The sequence below is a fragment of the Sphingomonas sp. PEI4 genome, from assembly GCF_056679955.1.
Genome location: NZ_JBWXPI010000002.1, coordinates 14,687 through 34,421, shown reverse-complemented (window position 1 = coordinate 34,421; position 19,735 = coordinate 14,687). Strand labels below are relative to the sequence as shown.

General features: G+C 58.4%; 21 protein-coding genes. 10 read left to right on the top strand and 11 right to left on the bottom strand.

What is annotated here, in order from left to right:
- Positions 1-59: 59 nt before the first annotated feature.
- Positions 60-212 carry a DUF465 domain-containing protein gene (locus AC1MLZ_RS19270; protein ID WP_321163344.1) on the bottom strand — a complete coding sequence of 51 codons (153 nt, stop codon included), beginning with the start codon at positions 210-212 and terminating at the stop codon, positions 60-62.
- A 426-nt stretch (positions 213-638) separates the two neighbouring features.
- Between AC1MLZ_RS19270 and AC1MLZ_RS19265 the strand changes: the two genes are divergently transcribed.
- Together AC1MLZ_RS19265 and AC1MLZ_RS19260 are read left to right on the top strand one after the other, a co-directional pair.
- Positions 639-923: a hypothetical protein gene (locus AC1MLZ_RS19265; protein ID WP_183938031.1), complete on the top strand. Its 285-nt coding sequence runs from the start codon at positions 639-641 to the stop codon at positions 921-923.
- Positions 924-1,113: 190 nt separating this feature from the next.
- On the top strand, positions 1,114-1,905 hold the full coding sequence (locus AC1MLZ_RS19260; protein ID WP_183938029.1) for a hypothetical protein: 792 nt from the start codon (positions 1,114-1,116) through the stop codon (positions 1,903-1,905).
- On the opposite strand, the gene AC1MLZ_RS19255 is transcribed toward AC1MLZ_RS19260, so the two are convergent.
- From AC1MLZ_RS19255 to AC1MLZ_RS19245, 3 genes are all read right to left on the bottom strand, one after another.
- A complete protein-coding gene (locus tag AC1MLZ_RS19255) occupies positions 1,895-2,728 on the bottom strand; it encodes a MipA/OmpV family protein (protein ID WP_221211942.1) in 834 nt (277 codons plus the stop codon). The two genes, AC1MLZ_RS19260 and AC1MLZ_RS19255, sit on opposite strands and share 11 nt — an antisense overlap.
- 159 nt (positions 2,729-2,887) lie before the next feature.
- Positions 2,888-3,865: a TerC family protein gene (locus AC1MLZ_RS19250; RefSeq protein ID WP_183938027.1), complete on the bottom strand. Its 978-nt coding sequence runs from the start codon at positions 3,863-3,865 to the stop codon at positions 2,888-2,890.
- Between the two features lie 371 nt (positions 3,866-4,236).
- A complete protein-coding gene (locus AC1MLZ_RS19245) occupies positions 4,237-4,404 on the bottom strand; it encodes a hypothetical protein (RefSeq protein WP_183938025.1) in 168 nt (55 codons plus the stop codon).
- A 100-nt stretch (positions 4,405-4,504) separates the two neighbouring features.
- On the opposite strand from AC1MLZ_RS19245, the gene AC1MLZ_RS19240 reads away from it, so the two are divergent.
- Together AC1MLZ_RS19240 and AC1MLZ_RS19235 are read left to right on the top strand one after the other, a co-directional pair.
- On the top strand, positions 4,505-6,061 hold the full coding sequence (locus AC1MLZ_RS19240; protein ID WP_234422830.1) for an MFS transporter: 1,557 nt from the start codon (positions 4,505-4,507) through the stop codon (positions 6,059-6,061).
- Between the two features lie 610 nt (positions 6,062-6,671).
- The gene (locus tag AC1MLZ_RS19235) at positions 6,672-8,519 is read left to right on the top strand and encodes a hybrid sensor histidine kinase/response regulator (protein ID WP_199861024.1); all 1,848 of its coding nucleotides are present in this window, start codon (positions 6,672-6,674) and stop codon (positions 8,517-8,519) included.
- Positions 8,520-8,937: 418 nt separating this feature from the next.
- On the opposite strand, the gene AC1MLZ_RS19230 is transcribed toward AC1MLZ_RS19235, so the two are convergent.
- Positions 8,938-9,567 (bottom strand): hypothetical protein, encoded by a 630-nt coding sequence (locus AC1MLZ_RS19230; protein ID WP_234422919.1) that lies wholly within the window; start codon positions 9,565-9,567, stop codon positions 8,938-8,940.
- A 249-nt stretch (positions 9,568-9,816) separates the two neighbouring features.
- Here AC1MLZ_RS19230 and AC1MLZ_RS19225 point away from each other — a divergent pair, with 249 nt between their 5' ends.
- Together AC1MLZ_RS19225 and AC1MLZ_RS19220 are read left to right on the top strand one after the other, a co-directional pair.
- Positions 9,817-10,542 carry a Crp/Fnr family transcriptional regulator gene (locus AC1MLZ_RS19225; protein WP_426291273.1) on the top strand — a complete coding sequence of 242 codons (726 nt, stop codon included), beginning with the start codon at positions 9,817-9,819 and terminating at the stop codon, positions 10,540-10,542.
- A 317-nt stretch (positions 10,543-10,859) separates the two neighbouring features.
- Positions 10,860-11,036, top strand: a complete 177-nt coding sequence (locus AC1MLZ_RS19220; RefSeq protein WP_183937908.1) for a hypothetical protein — start codon at positions 10,860-10,862, stop codon at positions 11,034-11,036.
- Between the two features lie 417 nt (positions 11,037-11,453).
- Here AC1MLZ_RS19220 and AC1MLZ_RS19215 read toward each other — a convergent pair whose 3' ends face one another.
- From AC1MLZ_RS19215 to AC1MLZ_RS19205, 3 genes are all read right to left on the bottom strand, one after another.
- Positions 11,454-13,049, bottom strand: a complete 1,596-nt coding sequence (locus AC1MLZ_RS19215; RefSeq protein ID WP_480961625.1) for an MFS transporter — start codon at positions 13,047-13,049, stop codon at positions 11,454-11,456.
- A 23-nt stretch (positions 13,050-13,072) separates the two neighbouring features.
- A complete protein-coding gene (locus AC1MLZ_RS19210; RefSeq protein ID WP_480961624.1) occupies positions 13,073-13,762 on the bottom strand; it encodes an HPP family protein in 690 nt (229 codons plus the stop codon).
- 63 nt (positions 13,763-13,825) lie between these two features.
- Entirely contained in the window at positions 13,826-15,577 is a 1,752-nt protein-coding gene (locus AC1MLZ_RS19205; RefSeq protein ID WP_480961623.1) for a chloride channel protein, read from the bottom strand.
- 73 nt (positions 15,578-15,650) lie between these two features.
- Between AC1MLZ_RS19205 and AC1MLZ_RS19200 the strand changes: the two genes are divergently transcribed.
- Both AC1MLZ_RS19200 and AC1MLZ_RS19195 read left to right on the top strand, forming a co-directional pair.
- The gene (locus AC1MLZ_RS19200) at positions 15,651-16,061 is read left to right on the top strand and encodes a MarR family winged helix-turn-helix transcriptional regulator (RefSeq protein ID WP_151992023.1); all 411 of its coding nucleotides are present in this window, start codon (positions 15,651-15,653) and stop codon (positions 16,059-16,061) included.
- A 71-nt stretch (positions 16,062-16,132) separates the two neighbouring features.
- Positions 16,133-16,714: a hypothetical protein gene (locus AC1MLZ_RS19195; protein ID WP_480961622.1), complete on the top strand. Its 582-nt coding sequence runs from the start codon at positions 16,133-16,135 to the stop codon at positions 16,712-16,714.
- Between the two features lie 84 nt (positions 16,715-16,798).
- On the opposite strand, the gene AC1MLZ_RS19190 is transcribed toward AC1MLZ_RS19195, so the two are convergent.
- From AC1MLZ_RS19190 to AC1MLZ_RS19180, 3 genes are all read right to left on the bottom strand, one after another.
- On the bottom strand, positions 16,799-17,095 hold the full coding sequence (locus tag AC1MLZ_RS19190) for a hypothetical protein (protein WP_183937896.1): 297 nt from the start codon (positions 17,093-17,095) through the stop codon (positions 16,799-16,801).
- On the bottom strand, positions 17,092-17,517 hold the full coding sequence (gene rnk, locus AC1MLZ_RS19185) for a nucleoside diphosphate kinase regulator (protein ID WP_480961621.1): 426 nt from the start codon (positions 17,515-17,517) through the stop codon (positions 17,092-17,094). Before rnk ends, AC1MLZ_RS19190 begins: the two co-directional genes overlap by 4 nt.
- A 279-nt stretch (positions 17,518-17,796) precedes the next feature.
- Complete coding sequence (locus tag AC1MLZ_RS19180) at positions 17,797-18,054, bottom strand: PepSY domain-containing protein (RefSeq protein WP_183937892.1); 258 nt, start codon at positions 18,052-18,054, stop codon at positions 17,797-17,799.
- Positions 18,055-18,787: 733 nt separating this feature from the next.
- Here AC1MLZ_RS19180 and AC1MLZ_RS19175 point away from each other — a divergent pair.
- Positions 18,788-19,228 carry a CBS domain-containing protein gene (locus AC1MLZ_RS19175; protein WP_183937888.1) on the top strand — a complete coding sequence of 147 codons (441 nt, stop codon included), beginning with the start codon at positions 18,788-18,790 and terminating at the stop codon, positions 19,226-19,228.
- A gap of 42 nt (positions 19,229-19,270) precedes the next feature.
- Positions 19,271-19,624, top strand: a complete 354-nt coding sequence (locus AC1MLZ_RS19170) for a hypothetical protein (protein WP_183937886.1) — start codon at positions 19,271-19,273, stop codon at positions 19,622-19,624.
- The last annotated feature ends 111 nt before the right edge of the window (positions 19,625-19,735 follow it).

Genomic DNA, 19,735 nt, shown 5'->3' with positions numbered 1-19,735 from the left:
GATCGGTGAAGCCAATCCTTACGGACGATGATTCTACAACGATGGTTCAGCGTGTCGGTTCAGCTGAACTGCGGCCGCAAGGCGCGTGCGTGCAGGCGGTCCTTCACGTCGAGACGCAACCGCTTCAGCCGAAATAGCCGCAAGGTATCGGGCATGCGTCGCTTCATCTCGACGCGGATCTGCTCATCCAGCCGGGCATGCAACTGGGTCAACTTGTGAGAAAATATAGGCAAAGCCGCTCTCCAACCAACGATTGAACGATCGGATCAGTCGCGATGAAAGCAGGCGAACAGGCCAGGCCTAGACATCGAGATAACCCGATGCGGTCCGACATCACGTTCGTCCTGAGACGACCGCCAGAGGGGCCCGGCCCGCTTCCTCAAGCTAGGGTTTCGCCGGCCAAGGTCAATAGGATCGCGAAGGGATTAGCACGAGTTGACATTATGACACGGGTCCCCGATGTTACTGACATGTACGCTCCTGCGACACATAAGCGTTTCCGCGACCACGCCGGCCAACTCGCCGCACGCGCTTAGCCCGAGCTCGCGGCCATTGCCGTTCGAGTTCGGGCTTTATTCGATCTGACCTTTGGGACGCGTTCTGCGCGCCCATGATCTCGAATACGTGGAAACCGTGTAGTGGAAAACCAAGTCTCGAAATCCGATGATTTGTGTCAGGATGACCGTCAGCATCAAGCTGCCAATCCAGCACCTCAGCCTTTCTTGCGGATGCGACCACAAAGCTTTTTCTCGAACAAATTCGATCTGGAGATCGTAGAAGGCTATTCTAAGGCTGATGCCAAAGACCGGCAGAATGAGGGTAAGGACTGGCTGAGCCGACTTATGGAGCTCAACCTGTTACTTTTGATCGTTTTGGTTGGCGTACCGGTCCTGGTATATTGCGTCTTATCCTCCGCACTTTAGAATACGATAAGATACCGCCTTCGCGTCGCAACCGGGATTGTGGATAAAGGCCTCTGGGTCGTCCCACTGAAGCCTCGGGTAAATGACAATATGTCAGGCGCCCGAGGACCGTTTAGATACGATAGCGCTGAATGCAACCGCGTTCCTTCGTGACATTGCAACGCGTAAGCCGATCGGCCGTTGTGGAAAAATGGCAACGAATACCTTATCCCAACGGACCGCGTTAAATCTGCCGCATCTCGCGGTGCTGCTGACAGCAGCGCTTCAAATTCTGACGCCTCTTTTACCGCAGATTGGGATCGGTCAGCCTATCGGATCCCGGTCTCTGGCGGTCCGAACCTTGATAACCCCGGCAGGCTGGGCATTCTCGATCTGGGGCGCGCTCTACCTCGGAGCCACGGTGTTTGCTGTTTATCAGGCCCTGCCCGCACAGCGCCAAAATGCATTGCTTCATCGCCTGCGCTGGCCGGCAGCGGGCGCATTTTTGGGGAACGCACTCTGGGCTGCTTACACACAGCTTTACGGGTTAAGCTTCGTATCGGTTCTGATCATTACCTTGACGCTTACGTGCCTGATCGTTGCCTATCATGCCCTGTCGAATGCGACGGTGTCGAAAACTGCGTGGTGGTGTGCGTACCTTCCGTTGAGCGCGCTCGCCGCATGGTTGACCGTCGCTACCACCGTCAACATCGCGGCTAGCCTGAGGTATCACGGCGTGGAGGGCGGTGCAGCCGCTCCTGGGATCGGTGCAGCGGTGATCGTGATTGCTGGACTCATCGCGGCCACCGTGCTGGTCCGAGGACGTGGCAATCTGCCGTACGCAGCTGTTTTCCTTTGGGCGCTTGCTGCTATCTTCGCTGCAGGTGGCCAAGCTGCAGGACCTATTGCCGTAGCAACCGGCGCTGCCGCGATCCTCGTTATTTCAGGCTTGGTCGCTGGCTACCGGCGCAGGGTATATGCGTCTGGTTCGATTACAGGTTGAACCTAAATCCGTAGCCGAGACCTAGGGTGAATTGGGTCCGGCGCCCGCGTTCGCGGATGAGGGGTGAATCGCCTGCGTTCTGACCTAGTCGATCCAGGCCAGTGAAAAGCGTGATGGCGCTTCGCCGGTTTAGGGGACGAATTACGGTACCGCCTACACCGTAGGACAATAGTCCGCCTGACGCAGAATACGGTCTAAGTCCGGACCGTCGCGACTGGAGCGCATCGATGCCGAAATACGTCTCGATATACTCGCGGCTTGCCAGCGTTGCGCGAGGCCCGATGTTGATGATGGTCCGTCCCCGGCGCGCCTGGTAAGCAACTGACCCGTCGGCGACAACGCCGTCATGCCCGCCGAAGCCGCGACGAACCTCGATCCGTCCACGCCATGGCCCAGCCCGTTTCTCGACGAAGCCTCCCACCTCAACAGCTGCATCTACGTCGCCGAGGCCGCGTAGCGCGTCACTCCCGCCTGTAATGAGGAACGGCGATCCCCCGCGCTCTTCATCCCGCCCAAAGCGGAGCTTGGCGAGCGGTCCTGCCTTCCACCCGTCCCGGTTCACCCCGTTCCAACCCAAACCGTCGGGGATCGAAGCGAAGATGGTGTCCTTGTAGTTGATCCGCAGGTCGGGAAAGATCGACAAGGCCATGTCTCGCGAGCCTTGCCATGCAGGGCTTAAGACTGGTGCGACGCCGACGGTGATGCTCCATCCGGCAGTGCCTGCCTCCAAAGGCCGACCTGCGGGGGGGGGCGGCCGCAGGTCCGTCTGCGCGAAGCAGGGTTGAGCAGAGACTAGCGCAAGGATGGTTAGAGCGGAGCGCATCCTTATCCCTTTTTTCGGCCCCGTTGATGACGGTCGGTCGGTCATGTCAGCAGCCACCTTATCCCCGCGCGTCGTAAACGCCAGTCCCGGTAGATGGAGTACGGCTATACCCACAGCGTATGACCGGTCCGCTTTCAATGCCGGCGGACGCGTTCAAACTCAGGCCGAAGCAGCCGCTCGCGTTTTCCACAGGGACCAGCCGACGCCGCAACCCAGTATCGCAAAGGTTACCGCCAACGACGCTGCGGGCGGGAATTTGGCGAGCCCGAACATGTCGGCAACGAAGATTTTCGAGCCGATAAATACCAGCAACGCGGCCAAGGCGTATTTAAGGTAATGGAACCGGTCGACCATCGCGGCGAGCGCAAAATAGAGCGCGCGTAACCCAAGGATAGCAAAGATGTTCGACGTGTAGACGATGAATGGATCCGTTGTGATCGCGAAGATGGCCGGCACGGAATCGACCGCAAAGATGACGTCAGCGCATTCGATCATGACCAGAGCCAGTAGTAACGGCGTAGCGATCCGGCGCATGCGCCCCGTCGCTGGGTCCTGCTCTTTCACCCAGAATCGTTCGCCGTGAAGTTGGTCGGTAACCGGCATGCGCTGGCGGACCCAGCGTAAAACGGGCGAACTGGCTACGTCATATTCCGTGTCTGCAGTCAGCCACATCTTGATACCGGTGAAAACCAGGAAGGCCGCAAAGACGTATAATACCCATTCGAACCGATCGACCAATGCCGCACCAAAACCGATCATCACTGCACGCAGGACAATGACACCCAGGATGCCCCAGAACAGTACGCGGTGCTGGTGGATGCGGGGGATGGCGAAGTAGCCAAAGATCATGGCGATGATGAACACGTTATCCATCGCGAGGCTCTTCTCGATGACGAAGCCCGTCACGTAGTTGAGACCGGCAGTAGGCCCGATATACCACCAAATCCACCCGCCGAACGCCAGTCCCAGCGTGATGTAACCTGCTGACAATGCGAGGCTCTCGCGCACCCCGATTTCCCGCTGTCCGCGGTGCAACACACCCAGATCGAGGATCAGCAACGTTGCGACGATGCCGAGAAATGCCAGCCACATCCAGACAGGCGTACCAAGGAATAACAAGGAGAGCAGCTCAGGCATGGGGACCTCTAACAAACATGATGACGTGGGGCGGGATCAGCGGTCAGGAGGGCCGGTATCTCGCGTGTGGTGCGCACAAGCGGCCTCTCAGGCCCAACTCAAAGCTCTACAATTGCAGCACAATTGGAGAATTCGGGGTTCGGCGCGCTATCGCGATACGCACGCGCTCGTCCAACTGCGGATGCAGCTCGGCGAGTCTGTTGATTTTCATGCTCAGAGCCTCTTCTCAATCGGTGATCGAAAGATTGGATCATCAACGACGACAGGAGGCAAAGCGGCCAGGCCTATATCGAGATAACCCGATGCGGTCCGACATCACAATCACCCAAGGGAAATTGTCAGAGGGGCCCGGCCCGCTCTTTATAGATAGGTTACGGTTTGCGGTTATCAATCAGTTTCAATATTTGATAACGACCGTAGTCTGCGCTCAATCTGCCGCACTTCTCATCCCAAAACATCACGCCGATCGGGAAGATGAATCGGTCGATAACGCCTACTTCTGGACGCTCAGTTTGGCGAGCCGCAAGCCTGAAAGCCATTCGGCAAGCCATGAGCCGCAACGTGCCCCGTCGGCATGTGCTCTGCTTGCGGCAGGCAAGCCGTGCGGCGTATGTCGCTACTGCTGGTGGGGGGAAATAAATGGCGAATGGCAGTAGCAGCCGCGGAAACTCGGTTGTCGGCGAGCGCTGGCCGCTCTTCTGGGCAGGCTGTGCGGCGATCAGCGTTGGGGTGGCCCTTCACTTACCAATGCTCGCGATGGCCCATACGATGGGCAATCACCTGTCGGGTATGGCTATGGACGGATGGATGTACCTAGGCATGGCGCTGATCGGTATCGGCGTGCCGGCAGCTATATTTGGCGCTTTACCCAAGAAACGGCCTGATCACAGGGCAGCCGTTGGCGTCGCATATGAAGCGCCCGATGATACCCCTCTGACGCGCTCGCATGCTGCCGTTCTGCTGGTGCTTACCCTCGGGCTCATCATCGACACTATGAAGCCAGCAACCCTCGGCTTCGTGCTTCCCGGCATGCGGGGCGAGTATGGGCTCGCCAAATCGACCGTTGCCCTGCTTCCGTTCGTTGCCCTTACGGGGACCACAGTTGGCTCGTTCTTGTGGGGGTGGCTTGCGGACATCTACGGTCGGCGTGTGTCGATCCTGTTGTCGACAATCCTGTTCGTCTCGACCTCCATCTGCGGAGCTATGCCTTCCTACAGCTGGAACTTGGTCATGTGTTTTCTGATGGGGTGCTCGGCTGGCGGAATGCTGCCCGTCGTCTACACGCTGTTGGCAGAGATCATGCCTCCGCGTCATAGAAGCTGGGTCCTTGTGCTGGTTGGTGGTACGGGACTGGTCGGTGGCTACCTCGCAGCTAGCGGTGCAGCGCATCTGTTCGAGCCCCTGTTCGGCTGGCGTAGCTTGTGGCTGCAGGGCTTTCCCACCGGTTTGCTGCTGCTTGCGATGGCAAGGTGGATACCTGAGTCCCCGCGATTTCTGTTGGAACGGGGTATGGACGCCGAACTAGCTGACATGGCTCGAAAGTTCGGAATTGTCAGGCGTGCGCCACAAGCAGCGCCAGCGGACGCTGGCAGCGCCGCGGCTCACCACCGCGAGTTGACTATCGCCCTGGTGATCACGGCCCTGTCTTGGAGCTTCGTCAACTTCGGCTTGCTGCTATGGTTGCCTTCCGATCTCCAGGATCGAGGCTTCAGTGCCGAGATTGCGAGCGGCATCATCGCCAGCTCAGCACTTGTTGCCCTGCCCACGATCATGATCGCGGCCTTCCTTTACAGCCGGTGGAGTAGCAAGCGCACCCTGATCGGCACTGTGCTTCTCACACTCGCCGGGCTTGCCGGAGCCCTACTGCCGGCGCCTACGCTGGCTTGGCCACCACTGCTCATCGCTGTGATCGCGTTGCTGGTGGTTGGCACAAACGGATTGATCGCCGTGCTACTTCCCTATGCAGCCGAAAACTACGCATTACGCGTCCGTGGGCGTGCCACCGGGCTTATCGCGGGGAGTAGCAAATTTGGTGGCGTTGCTGTCCAGCTGGGCGCCTTCGCTGGGCTGATCCCGACGATGGGGGGCGCGGCAATCGCGCTAATTGTACCAATGACGCTGTCAGCGGTACTGATCGGGCGCGCAGGAAGAGAGACGCGCGGACGCAGCTTACGCGAGCTGGAAGCAACGGCTTAGCTGTCGGCTCGACATAGGCCTCCGGAGTGTCCTCAGCGGTCAGATATGTGAAAAACCCGGTCGCAATCACGACTGCACGACAAACAGAGATTGCGGACAGGTTGCCAGGAACTGCAATCGTCCAAGTCTGCCGCAAACATACCGTTTTCCGACACTCTCAAAATCATCAATGTTCTTGATTTACCCCCGGAGTTCCTAGCGCTGCTCGACAGTCTGTCGGAAAGGTTGTGGTTTCGGACAGGCCCGCGCGTGATCGATTGTTTCGATCAATGGGGCAGCGCATGTGCGGCAGTCATGACGCCGGCAACGCCGCAAAAAGGTGATGGAGTCGAGACGATGTCACAACCGTCCGCGGCTGTTTCAGCAGGTTGTAACACCATGCTGGCAGCCGTCGAAGAAGCGCTAGGCGTGCGCCGAAGACGTCTCTATCATAACGCAATGGAAGCGTGGGCGAGGTAAGTCGTTGCAATTCGATGTGTTGATGGGCGGCGGGCGTATGGGCGCGGCAATGCGAGCATACGACTGGGCCGCTTCGGCGCTTGGACGTCCAGATGATTGGCCTCAACCGCTGAAAACGCTTGTAGGTGTCCTTCTCGCTGCGGATCAACCGATGTTTATCGGCTGGGGTGCCAATCATATTCTGCTCTACAACGACGGCTACGCCCCGATGCTGGCAGATCGGCACCCCGACGCTCTCGGATGCCCATTCTTCGACGTTTGGCCCGAGGTACAGGAGGAGCTGACGCCGCTGTTCGATGCGGTTGCGAGAGGTGAGCCCGTCCATATGGCTGATCTGTCGCTTGAGCTTGATCGGCCAGGCCGACCCCGGGAGGCGCATTTCGCATTCAGCTACACGCCCGTCCGTGGCGAACCAGGTGACGTAGAGGGGCTGTTCTGCGCCTGCACTGAAACGACGGAGCGGGTGATTGCCGATCGGGAGGCATCGGCCGCACGTGATCGACTGTTCGAGATGACACGCGACCTTTTCGGCGTTGCGACTTTCGACGGGTATCTAAAGACGATCAATCCCGCGTGGGCGGCTGTGCTCGATCGATCGCATGAAGAGCTGACTAGTCGTCCCTTCGCCGAAATCATCCATCCCGACGACCTCGCAACAACGGCGGATGTGGTCGAAACCCTGATGCAAGGCGAGTTGGTTCACCAATTCTATGTTCGTCTGTTGAAGGCGGACGGCACGCCGGTCGCCTTTGCCTGGTCTGCCGTTCCCGACGCCGATCCAGCAAGCGGCATCTTCTACACGGTCGGCCGTGACATAACGGAGGAACAGAACCGGGAGGAGATGCTGCGGCAGAGCCAAAAGATGGAGGCGGTAGGTCAACTCACGGGCGGCCTGGCTCACGACTTCAACAACCTGCTCACGGGAATGATGGGCAATCTGGAACTGCTCCAGATGCGGTTGGCGCGTGGGCGTACGGATGACCTCGATCGCTTCATTTCGGCAGCGCAAGGTGCTGGCCGTCGCGCTGCCTCGTTGACTCAGAGATTGCTGGCCTTCTCACGGCGTCAGACGCTCGATCCCAAGCCTACGGACGTGTCCCGCCTCATTCGCGGCATGGACGAATTGCTACACCGCACGGTTGGGCCGGAAACCATCGTGGATATCGTCGACACGGTGGATCTCTGGCCGGCCATGATTGACGGAACACAGTTGGAAAGCGCCTTGCTCAACCTGTGCATCAATGCGCGCGACGCCATGCCGGGGGGCGGGCGCATTACCATCGAGGGGGGCAACAAGCGCCTCGATCAACGTGCGGCGCTTCTGCACGATATGGACCCTGGCGAGTACCTATCGATCTGCGTCACTGACTCCGGCACTGGAATGGAACCGCAAGTCATCGCCCGTGCATTCGAACCATTCTACACGACCAAGCCAATCGGGCAGGGTACGGGTCTTGGCCTCTCGATGGTGTACGGTTTTGCCCGTCAGTCGGGGGGACAGGTCCGGATATATTCCGAACTTGGCATGGGCACGACCATCTGCATTTACCTGCCCAGGTATGATGGCGACGCTCCGCATGACGCTGTTGACGACGCTTCTTCAAAGGAGATCAAGGGCAGCGGCGAGACTGTTCTCGTAGTCGATGACGAGGCGACCATCAGGCACTTGATCGACGAGGTGCTGGACGAGCAGGGGTACACCGTGATCGGCGCCGGCGACGGCGCAGCCGGGATCAAGGTTCTGCAATCGGGTGCCAGGATCGACTTGCTCATCACGGATGTTGGCTTGCCCAATGGGATGAATGGCCGACAGGTGGCCGATGCCGCCAGAGCGCTGCGGCCCAGCCTGAGGGTGCTGTTTATTACCGGCTACGCCGAAAACGCGGCGGTCGGGAACGGGCACTTGGAGCCGGGCATGGAGTTACTGACCAAGCCCTTTACGATCGAAGCCCTGTGCATGAAGGTAGCGGACATACTGAGGCAACCGTTGTCCAGTTAACTTCAGCTCAGTGCACGATGCTATTCCGTACCCCTGTGCGCAGCAACGCTGCGGTTCAAGCTACTTGCGCCCGGCCGGATGCTAAATCTCTAGTCCGCATGGCATGCTGTTGAGCGTACGTTGCTATAACCGCTACACTGTAGCCTGCGAACCACGCTTGGCATGCTTCGTAATTTTGGGTGGGCCACGGGCAGTCCAACGGTGTCTTTCCTGCTTTCCCCGCCTGTATGCCTTGTGTGTGAGCTATCGCGGTCAGATGAAGGCTTTCGCGCATTGCGTATCGATGGCCCTTTTTGCCAACGATTTCAATGCCTCCGCGATTATCTCAGCGCTGGTACAGAAGCAAAACCGGATTGCAGCGCCCTCTGATCAGTCTCGACGAGAAAGAACGTCAGGTGCGGCGCGCCAACGAGTTTTCTTACAGTCTGTCGCCGGTTTCGGTAAACCTGACAAGCACAACTGCTATAGCTGGAATAACCCCAAGCCCCGGTGATTTCCGCATTGGTGCGTTCGGTGACTTGGCGGCCTTTTTCACGCCAGTGCGCAGAATATCCATTATCATGTCGGGCCTGGCGCTCAGTGCGGCCCGGCGTTCCCGGATCGGCGCGACGATCGTTTGAAGAATGGCAGTCAGCCAGCGCTTCAGCGCCATGTCCCCCAACCCTCCACGGAGATAATGCGCTTTCAACTCGGCTACCGCTTCCACGTCGGCGTCGAAGGCATCGAGGTAAGTGAACACCACGTTGCCCTTCACCTGTCCTGGATCGGTCGCACGCAGATGGTTCGGATCGGTATACATGTGCTGCACCGCCGCCTCGATCTCGGCGTCGCTCGCTGACAGCGGGATCGCGTTACCCTGCGACTTGCTCATCTTCGCCTTGCCGTCGATGCCAGGCAATCGTCCCATTGCCGGGATCAGCGCCCGGGCCTTGGGTAACAGAGCGTGTCCGATCTGGCCGTTGAGGCGACGGACCAATTTGTTGGTCTGCTCGATGATCGGCGCTTGATCCTCGCCGACGGGAACCACGGTTGCCTTGAAGGCCGTTATGTCAGCGGCCTGTGCTGCCGGGTAGCAAAGGAAGCCGGCGGGAATGTCGCGGCCGAAGCCCCGAGCCTCGCGACCAGGATCGTCGGCGATCTCGTGATGGTTGATGATCGAGAAAGGTCACGCCTTCCCCGGGAACCGAGTTTCGGGAATGGCGAGGTTTGGGTGAAAGCGGATCTTCCGCCTTTGGGTCCGATCCGATGAAAGCGGCAGACAAGTTTTATTGCTGAATTGATTGTGCTAACATGGATCATGTTAGAGGGTCTGATGAATCCATTGATTGCTAAATTCCAAATGGGCGCCATGCTGTCGGCTGACGATCACCAATCCCTGTATGCAGTTTGCGAAATCAAGCAGACTGTGAACAGGAGTATGGATGTTGTGCGCGAAGGCGACAGCCCCGCGCACGTCTATATAGTACTTGATGGATGGGCCGCTCGCTACAAAGTCCTGCCTGACGGCTCCCGGCAGATCACGGCGTTTTTGCTTCCAGGCGATTTCTGCAACGGCGAGATTACAGTCTTTAAAAAGATGGATCACAGTGTAGTCGCGCTCACTCCCTTGACGGTTGCTCTGGCAAGTCCCGATACTTTGATTGCCATGATACGTGATCAGCCGGAACTGGCTCAAGCGTTCCGGCGGGCTGCCTTAGTTGATGAGGCCGTACTTCGAGCTTGGGTCGTGAATCTAGGGCGCCGTGATGCCTACGCGCGGGTTGCTCATCAGGCATGTGAGCTTCACGCTCGCATGTCCCACTTGAGTTTGCTTAAAAAAGACGAGTTCGATTTACCGCTGACGCAGGAGCAACTTGGTGACGCTCTTGGCCTGACTGCCGTGCATGTGAACCGCATACTCAAAAGACTACGGGACGAAGGTCTGATGCAACTTCAAAATCGCACACTAACGCTTCTTGATGCGAAGCGATTAGGGGAGGTAGCTGGATTTAATCCTGACTACCTGCATACTGGAACAGCCTGAGTATCGACGATAGACAAAGCACATCAATTTCAAATAGTTACAAGCACATTTGAATTCGATAGGCTGCTGGGTTATGCTTCCTATTGTCGATTGCGCACCAAGTGACAGCGCGGATAGATTCTAGCCTAAGGGAGGACAACAAATGTCCGATCCGTCGGAAATACCGATCGAGGTGATACGATCTCGTTTAATAGAAGCTCTCCACGATTTAGATCAGCATGGTTTGGATTTAGTAGCAGTATATGTCGATACTGCTCTCACGCAATTGAACATAAAATACCCTCCGCCAGCATTCCTACAATAGGATTGAGAGAAAAATGTCTGATGACAACGATCCGGAGTTCTACATCAACCGCGAAAAGCAAGAACGAAAATTAGCAGATACATCGACCGATCGAGCCGTTGCTGCCATTCATCGTGAGCTGGCCGATCGATATGCAGAAAAAGTCGCTGAAACCCATAAGGGAAACGGCGGAGCCCCGCTTGCACGCTAACCTCAAATAAGGCCAATTACCTAACCGCCAGCAATGCTGCATGCCTTATGTATCAATTTTGATACACCGTGCCCGTGAAACAGATTTCGTTCCCAGGTGACAGCTTAGATCGGCTCGTCACAGCTACGTGCCCCATATCGAGCGTTTGTGGAGGCGCTTCCGAAATCGAAGATCAGCTGACAGGCTGCTGTTCATGGCAAATGCGGTTGGTAGGGGTTGTGACACCCTCTCGATGCCATTGCCATTCCGCAGGTTCGCGGGGTCAGAACCCTGCTTCAGAATGCCCCCACCAGATTGAATCTAATGTCGCTTGCAGGGTGAACGACTCAATCCAGCTTTCCCAAAAACGAAGCCTATGCGCTGGGCACCGGAGAGCGGACTTTTTCGACATCGGAGCTAGCCCAAGTTAATCGAAGACTAAGTGGTCCTCGGTTCGGAGCCCTGCCCGAACGGCCCGCTGTCGGCGTCCAGGTCGCGCAGATCAGTTCCGCGGGTCTCACGACCAAACCGGGCGATCAGTGCCAGCGCAAGAGCGGTCGGCAGCATAATCGCGATGGCCGCCGAGCCCATGCTCGGCACGAGTGCCGCGATAGCAAGCCCTTGGGCGCCAACTCCCCCGGCCTTGGTGCAAGCTGCTACCCATCCGGTCGCGCGGCCACGTACATTCAGCGGGAAGCTTTCAGCCGCATAGGGCAGCAATGTCGCGAGAATGCCGTTCGATCCCACAATAAGCAATGATACCGGCAGCACCGGATTGCCATGCCCCGCCAACTCCAAACGAAGCACGAGGCCAAGCCCCAGCATCGTGATCGCGATCATCGTCACGAGCGACCATTTGGTGCTCCATCGACTATAAAGAAACGCGCAAAGGAAGACCGTGGGAAACGAGATCAGCGCCGACTTTGCCAGCAGCGTGCTTGCGACAGTAACCGTGTAACCCTTTTCTTGGAGATCACCTGGCAACCATAGAAGAAGCCCAAAATTGATCAGCCCCCAACAAAATGCTGCCAGGCTCAACGCCGCAAGCTTGCCCCATAAGTGGAATCCAGTGAGCGCCAAGGGAGGCGAACGGTACGGCCGCGACGGAGCGGTGACCTTACGCGCCGTTGCCCCGAACCGCTGCATGACTTTCTCAGCTTCCGCTATTCGTCCGCGTGCGATCAGGAACTTCGCAGATTCGGGAATAAAATTGCCGAGCACAATCAGTAGCAAGCCAGTCGGCAGGTTTAAAAGGAATAAGATGCGCCAACCGAACGTGCCTTGCCAGAGAGCAGATGCTCCGCTTGCCGCGAAGTAGCCGCCAACCGCGCCCAGACCGCCAACCAGCACCAAGGCCCACCCCCGGTGACGAGACGGCATCATCTCGGCGAGCAGGGCATACGTGACCGGCAGCATGCCTCCAGCCGCTGCCCCCATCATGAAGCACATGGCGATATTCCAGGCGAGACTTGGCATCGCGCCGCAGATCGCGGTGCCCACAAAGAACACGGCCGAGAGCAAAATGGTCGCCTTGCGCCCGTAAATGTCAGCCAGGAATCCCCATACCACCGAGCCGACTACCGTTCCAACAAGGGCAAAGAAGGCGACGAGAGACGCTGTCGATTTCGATACGCCATACTCGCTAGTCATGCCGGGGATCGCGAACCCGAGCGCAGCGGGCTTCATTACGTCTACAACCAGCGCGACCACGAGGACGGCCATAAGACCGAAGTGAGCTGCGCTCAGTTGGGCGTCCTCAGGTGCGGCGACAACGATGTTGGCGGTGGACGTGCGGTGCTCGCTTAAGTTTCGTGGCAAGAGTCCATAGGCTGCCACGAAAAGGCCACCCACAATGAGGACCATGCCGACGACCATTGATTTCGTCATAGGCATACCCGCCAAATGATAGTGCATTTGTTGCGCCATCGAGAACATCGGCAGGTGTGTGCCAACGCCTGCTGTGACCGCCAAACAGCCAAGCACGAACGCCCAGATCGCTTGCCGATCAGAAAGGGCGCTTCCCATGGTGTTCATCGCGGTTCCCCCCTTGCGCCGGTTTATCTTGTTGCACGCTTTGCTGCGTGGAATTCAACTCGTCGAAACAGCAGGTCAAGATCTTCCCGACTTACATCGAAGGTCTCCCCGAGGTCGGCGAGTGCAAGGTCGATATCTGCGGGATGCGGCACGCCCAATCCGGCTGTGGTCATCTCGTGACCGACGATCGGGATTGGACGGTGAGGATAGGAGTGGCCCGAGGCTCTATGGAAAATAATGCCGGCAAGGATCAAGATCAGAGAATTGACCCCGACCGGCACGAACGGGAACGCGTAACCAGCTCCTAGCACGGCTGGCCCACCGATCACGGCCGTCAGCGCGGCCGCTCCACCGGGCGGATGCAAACAGCGAAGCAGTGACATGGCGAGGATCGCCCCGCCTACGGCAACCCCGACCGCAAGGTACGGTATAGGCACGAGGCGGGCTGCTGCTACGCCGACCAACGCTGATACGACGTTGCCGCCGAACACCGACCAGGGTTGGGCCAACGGGCTCGCTGGGACAGCGAAGACCAGCACCGCGGAGGCGCCAATCGGCGCCACCAGCAACGGGAGCGATGTCCAGTCGTGCAGGGCTATGGCGCTCATGAGGCTGGTGAGCGCAACGCCGATCAATGCACCGACGCACGCAAAGAGGCGGTCGCGCAATGTCGCGCCAGCGAGAATAGGTACGAAAGAGAATGACAGCTTCATTGTTCAGTTCACCTGACCCCCGGATAATCTGATCTTTATCGGGAATTCACAGCGCCAGTCTGGCTATGTTCGGTCGATCTCTGCGCGTTTGCGGGCGCTGCGGACTTTGAGCAGATCGTGTCGCGAGAGGATGCCAACCACCCGATTGGTGCCGACCTCGACAATAGGAATGCGTCCAACCCCGCTCTCGACCATCAAATCAGCAACTTCGCCGATCGGCGAGTGAAGGTACGCGGTCGGCTGCGATGAATCGGACAGCGCCTCGCCAAGCGAGGTGTCGGGCAGCTCACCTTCTACCCGCCAGCGAAGCGCATCGGCCCGGGACACCATCGCCAGCAGTCGTCCGCCTACGTCAACCACCGGATATGTTCGGTGCGTCGCGCCGTCCCCGAAATAGGCAACGGCATCCTTAATCGTCATGTCACCCGACAACATGGCGGGGGCAGGTGTCATCACTTGCTCGGCTTGCAGGAATTCGTGCGGATCAACTGTATACTCCTGGAGGATGTGACGACCACGACGGGCGATTTTCTCGGTGAGTATCGACCGACGCATGACCAGGACACTAATCGCATAGGCTCCCGTCGCTGCTGCGATCGTCGCCGGCAAGGCATCAAAATGCCCAGTTAGTTCGACCGCAAAAAGTGCACCGGTCAGTGGAGCACGCATGGCCCCACTCATCATGGCGGCCATGCCGATCATTGCCCAGAAGCCGACTGACCCGGGCAAAAACTGCCCAAGCAGGGCGCCCAGGGCGCCACCCATGATTAGCAATGGCGCGAGAACGCCGCCCGACGTTCCCGATCCCAGCGCGACCAGCCAGACGATTGCCTTCACGACCAACAACGCGAGGATGACCCGCACCGCCAATGATCCGTCGAGCAGTGCCTGGATGTTCGCATAGCCCGCGCCAAGAACACGGGCATCGATCAAACCCCCAATCCCAACGACGATGCCACCCAACGCTGGCCACCACATCCAATGCACCGGCAACCGGTGGAACGCGTCCTCGACCCGGTAGAGCATCGCCGACAGCAACGCCGCCTCTAGCCCGACTAAAACACCTATCCCGAGGGCTAATCCCCCCGTAGGCCACCACGCCTGCACAGGAACCGCCGCGAACGGGAAGATCGGTCCGGCTCCCAGCAGCATGGGCCGCCAGGCAAACGCTACCAGCGTTCCGACAACTACAGGCACGAAGCTGCGGGGCTTCCACTCAAACAGCAGAACCTCGATCGCCAGCAAGATGGCGGCGATGGGCGTGCCGAAGATGCCGGTCATCCCCGCTGCGGCGCCTGCGACCAGCAGGGTCTTCCGCTCGGCCGCGCTCAGGTGGAAGCATTGCGCAAACAGGGATCCGATCGCACCACCAGTCATGATGATCGGACCTTCGGCCCCGAACGGACCCCCACTGCCGATCGAGATCGCCGAGGAAAGTGGTTTAAGAACCGCAACCTTGAGCGACAGGCGACTTTCGCCGTATAGAATGGCCTCGATCGCTTCCGGAATGCCGTGCCCTTTGATCTTCTCCGAGCCGAAACGCGCCATCAGGCCGATCAGAAGACTACCGATGACCGGTATCGCGACCACTGCAAGGCCGACGTTCGCGTCCATGATTTCAGCAGGCGCGGCCGATATCCTGCCGAACCAGAACAGATTGGTGGCAAATGCGATCAGCTTTAGGAGGATCCAGGCACCGAACGCTGCGCCCGTGCCGACCACGACCGCTGCTCCAGCGAGCATGATCATTCGCCAGTCGGCGCTATGATCGGCAAGCCGCTTGGGCTTTGGGATGTTGATGGTGGAAGCCGTCATGCACTCTCGCCGGTTCAGAAAGGGCGACCACTATATCGTGCCACGATATACTTCAACGCCTAGGATATGAGTGATGATTGATCGGAATGAGTTAGCCGACGCCGACTATGCGGCGCTTGCAGACTTCCGTTATGCGCTTCGCCAGTTTCTGGTTTTCAGTGAACGAGGCGCGGCTAGCTGCGGCTTGAAGCCGCAGCAACACCAGGCGCTGCTCGCGATCCGGGGGGCTGCCCCCGTAAACGTGAGCGTCGGCTACGTCGCGGAGCGTCTGGCCTTAAAACCGCACAGCGCGACCGGGTTGGTCGATCGTCTGGAAACGCTTGGCTTGGTGATACGTAGGCCATCACCGGACGATGGCCGGCAGGCTCTCCTCGAATTGACGCAGAAAGCGCGAACGCTTCTGAAACAGCTCTCGGAGACGCATCGCGAGGAGATTGTACGGCTTAGGCCTATGCTGGCCGAGCTACTCGCGCGCGTCGATTGATCGGGTTCGTAAGAGGTTCCAATTGCAGTGTCTATCGCAATGCGATATATATAGCCGGAAGGAGTCGGCGCATGCAGTTGATCCTCATTGCGGCCGGAGCAATCGGCCTGATCGTAGGCAGCCTGGCGGCCGCGGCGCTGTTTTGTTGGTTACTGTGGTACGTTTTTCGGCTCACGCTGCATCCGGAATGGGGCGCCCCCGCTATTCTGATTCTCCTGGTGCTGGGCTTAGTTGGTAAGCTACCGAAAAGTCAGTTCCTGGACATGACTTTGACGTTTGCGGTAGTTGCCGCAGTACCCCTCTGGTTCGCGGGCCGCGCTTGGCGCCGGCAACGCAGGCAAGCTTTGAAACGCCGGTGCGAGCAAGGTGTTGACCTACAGGTCAGCGAGCCGATCGAACCGACCGAAGCCGTTCTTTTGCCTCAATTGTACCCGGCGATCACCGCCTGCATTAATGATGAGCGCTCGCCAACTCGCGAGGAGGTTCATGTTGTGGCGTCGAGGCTTTGGCGAGAGGGGTTCGCGCAGCGCTTTGGGTCGCAGGCGGTGCCAGCCAGCTTTGCTGCGCGACGGATGCTTTTGCGCGCGGCTAGCGCTGCCCTGAGCGGAACGGGTGTGAAAGGCGGCACTGATCGAAGTGCGGTAAGGCGTTAACCGCTTTTGGCCGGCTCGCTTGAATCGCGACGGCGCAGCGCAGCTTGTCAACGCGGTGATCGATGTCATGTCTGAGCGACAGAACTAGATGCTCGCGTCCCCTCCCTCGCGCCGACCGTCTTGTGTGAACACCTCGACCGCTGGCGCGCAATCACACGTTGCGGGGTCATGGGCGATCAGTTCACCGCTCGCGACGACCTCGAACGTTCGCGCATCAATGTAGCGAACAGGCTCGCCATCGAGCAGCGTCAAGCAGGCCGCGCCTCGATACTGACGTAAGCCGGTATCGCCCTGGGTCATGAAGACATGACAGCGTTCTACCACGAAAAGAGGTGTGCCATCGTCGCCACTGCATCGATGACGGGCCAGTTCCTCGATCATGCGCCCAAACCCCTATCGGGCTGAGTAACGCTGACGATCCTGAGAGAGCGAACGTGGCCCTCACGATCCGGCCAAGAGATCGCATGGCCCGCTGACATACCGATCAGTCCCGCCCCGATTGGTGTCAGGATCGAGATCCGTCCAGCATCGATATCTGCCTCATTAGGGTAAACCAGCCGGACAACGCGGCGCACACCGCTCTCTTCGTCCAAAAATTCGACGATGGAGTTCATCGTAACGGTCTCTGGCGGCATATCAGACGCCTCGTAAAGTTCGGCACGATCGAGTTCGGCAAGAAGCATGGACGAGGCTTGGGGATGTCGGTGCTGGGCGCTTAACGCCAGTGCAGAGAGGGAATCACATTCTTCTATCGAGACTTCAATAACAGGACGAGCGTCTAGTTGTGCAGCTTGAGTATGCATGATGCGGTATCCGCTTATTCGAGGCCACGGCGCGTCGCGCGCGGCCGGAGTTAATTATTCCGAATAAGGCCCGAACTTTGGCGGCGATTTGCCGACAAAGCCCGGGCTAACCGCGTGCGGCGAGCTGGCCCGAGTGGTCGCGAAAACGCTGATGTGTCGCAAGAGCGTACATCAACTAGAGGTGATGCCGTGAGGCCGTGCTGTCAAGGTAACAGGATCAGGACGGAGCAGGCGATCACCGGCAGCGCCAAAACAGAATCGTGGAACACCGTCGTTCACTTAATCGCGATCACGCTCCAACTTGGTGATCTGGCCGGTTTTGGGGTTAACATGGAACTCGTAGCGGATGCCCTTTCGAACAGCTTCACCTTCCCAATGCCCATCGTCGGCTTCGATCTTGGTAACATTATAGCCCCGCTTGGCGAGGCCAGCAGACGCTTTCTCGCGGCTGATCCAGCCTCTCCCCGGTCCGTCAGCAAAAGCCGCGGCTGGAGCGAGGACCGAGAGGGCCAGCACGACAATCATCGTATGTTTCATAACCGTACTACTTTCCAAGGACTACGTGCCGGCAGGATTTTTGTTCAATAATCCCGGTTCGGACCGCTAGCCAAGGCTAGGTAACGGTTGAAAGGATGCAGTACACCAAGATCGGAACGCCAATAAACAGGATCAACAACAGCAGGTTTATGTCGATAAAGCGATGTAGCCCGCCTTGGGGGCCCCGTGAGGGACGACCTGGTAAATTCTCGGCTTCTTCCTCTTCAACTTGCATGTTGAATCGAAGAGAGAAAAAACTCTCAGGCCTGGATACCAACACACGTCTAGTTAGGTTGTCGGCGTCCTGTGAAGCAATAGGCTCCGATCGGCGATCAATCGCCGAGAAATCAACATCAGGCATTTTCAGTTATCCGCATACTCGAGAACACGGTCGCGCCGAGCGCGTCCGTGAAAATCAGATCGAATAAGGCCCGAACCCGATCGGCATGCCGCCGAGCTCGGGCTACAGGCGTGCGGCGAGTTGGCCTGCGTGGTCGTGGAAACGCGAATATGGCGCGAAAGCGTGCATGCTGTTTAGATGGCAACAACGTCATCTTTGGTCAACCCTAGTTCGTCGCGTCTCAACCGCGGTTGCTAGCCACAAGTCTCCGAATACGCGTGGAGGGCACGGCAGCCTCACGTCCGACCGTTTGAAGCGTCCTAAGATCCTTATCTCTACAGGCGACAGAACGACGTTTAGCGCGCATGTCAGCGCGAAGAGGAGGGCAAGGCGATGTTCGTTGAAGGAATGTTGGAGGTGGCGCGCGAAAAACTCGTGACGATCACCGATGATGCGCGGCTGATCGAAGCCGCCAAGCTCTTGTCCTCCGGGACTGATCTCGTGATCGTATGCGACAGCGCAGGGGCCCTACAAGGTGTCGTAACCAAGACCGATGTCGTCCGGCAAATGAGCGTTTGTCAGGGTGCGACCTGCATGTGCCCGGTCTCGACGGTTATGACGCGCGATGTTGCGCTGTGTCGGGAGGCGGACCTTCTACAGGACGTTTCGAAGCTGATGAAAGAGCGACATCTGAAGAATATCCCCGTTGTGGCCGCAGATAACCGGCCCATAGGTGTGCTCACTGCGCGAGCCATTCTCCGCGTACTGCTGGGTGATGCCGAATATGAAGAAGCGCAGTTGGCCGATTACGTGAAGGGCGTCGGCTACCGATGATCAATGCTCGTGCTACCAGATCACGCCCTTAAGGAAACTCTGATGCCTGACTCTGATCCACTCCCAAGCCCGATCGAGCTTCGCCAGCGAGCACTGTCGAGGTGGGACAACGAAGGTGGTGCGCTCGCATCCGCCCATGGAACTCACGCGGACGTTCCCGACATGACCAACGCCGAACTTGTTCAGCTTCGCATACGCGTCATCGCGCTTGAGAATCTGATGATTGCTGTGCTGGCGGAAGGCTCCGATCGGCAGCTTCAGGTGGCGCGGGAGATGGCGGATTACATCTCACCCCGGCCCGGCTTCACGCATCATCCTCTTACGATTAGGGCGGCCGATCACATGGCAGATCTCGTCAGTCGAGCCGTCCATTTCCGAAAAGTGCAGCCGCAATGAGCCCGCCGGAACCCTACAAAAGCAATGTGTTCGATGGGAATACGTTTACGTAACGGCTGGGACGCTTATCAGACGCGATGTCGCCTTCCGCTGATAGCGCCCCATAACCAA

Coding starts and splice junctions, on each gene's coding strand:
- AC1MLZ_RS19260 (WP_183938029.1), top strand. CDS start 1,114: ATGGCAACGAATACCTTATCCCAACGGACCGCGTTAAATCTGCCGCAT.
- AC1MLZ_RS19255 (WP_221211942.1), bottom strand. CDS start 2,728: ATGCGCTCCGCTCTAACCATCCTTGCGCTAGTCTCTGCTCAACCCTGC.
- AC1MLZ_RS19250 (WP_183938027.1), bottom strand. CDS start 3,865: ATGCCTGAGCTGCTCTCCTTGTTATTCCTTGGTACGCCTGTCTGGATG.
- AC1MLZ_RS19245 (WP_183938025.1), bottom strand. CDS start 4,404: ATGGCTTTCAGGCTTGCGGCTCGCCAAACTGAGCGTCCAGAAGTAGGC.
- AC1MLZ_RS19240 (WP_234422830.1), top strand. CDS start 4,505: ATGGCGAATGGCAGTAGCAGCCGCGGAAACTCGGTTGTCGGCGAGCGC.
- AC1MLZ_RS19235 (WP_199861024.1), top strand. CDS start 6,672: ATGTTTATCGGCTGGGGTGCCAATCATATTCTGCTCTACAACGACGGC.
- AC1MLZ_RS19225 (WP_426291273.1), top strand. CDS start 9,817: ATGTTAGAGGGTCTGATGAATCCATTGATTGCTAAATTCCAAATGGGC.
- AC1MLZ_RS19220 (WP_183937908.1), top strand. CDS start 10,860: ATGTCTGATGACAACGATCCGGAGTTCTACATCAACCGCGAAAAGCAA.
- AC1MLZ_RS19215 (WP_480961625.1), bottom strand. CDS start 13,049: ATGAACACCATGGGAAGCGCCCTTTCTGATCGGCAAGCGATCTGGGCG.
- AC1MLZ_RS19210 (WP_480961624.1), bottom strand. CDS start 13,762: ATGAAGCTGTCATTCTCTTTCGTACCTATTCTCGCTGGCGCGACATTG.
- AC1MLZ_RS19205 (WP_480961623.1), bottom strand. CDS start 15,577: ATGACGGCTTCCACCATCAACATCCCAAAGCCCAAGCGGCTTGCCGAT.
- AC1MLZ_RS19200 (WP_151992023.1), top strand. CDS start 15,651: ATGATTGATCGGAATGAGTTAGCCGACGCCGACTATGCGGCGCTTGCA.
- AC1MLZ_RS19195 (WP_480961622.1), top strand. CDS start 16,133: ATGCAGTTGATCCTCATTGCGGCCGGAGCAATCGGCCTGATCGTAGGC.
- AC1MLZ_RS19190 (WP_183937896.1), bottom strand. CDS start 17,095: ATGATCGAGGAACTGGCCCGTCATCGATGCAGTGGCGACGATGGCACA.
- rnk (WP_480961621.1), bottom strand. CDS start 17,517: ATGCATACTCAAGCTGCACAACTAGACGCTCGTCCTGTTATTGAAGTC.
- AC1MLZ_RS19180 (WP_183937892.1), bottom strand. CDS start 18,054: ATGAAACATACGATGATTGTCGTGCTGGCCCTCTCGGTCCTCGCTCCA.
- AC1MLZ_RS19175 (WP_183937888.1), top strand. CDS start 18,788: ATGTTCGTTGAAGGAATGTTGGAGGTGGCGCGCGAAAAACTCGTGACG.
- AC1MLZ_RS19170 (WP_183937886.1), top strand. CDS start 19,271: ATGCCTGACTCTGATCCACTCCCAAGCCCGATCGAGCTTCGCCAGCGA.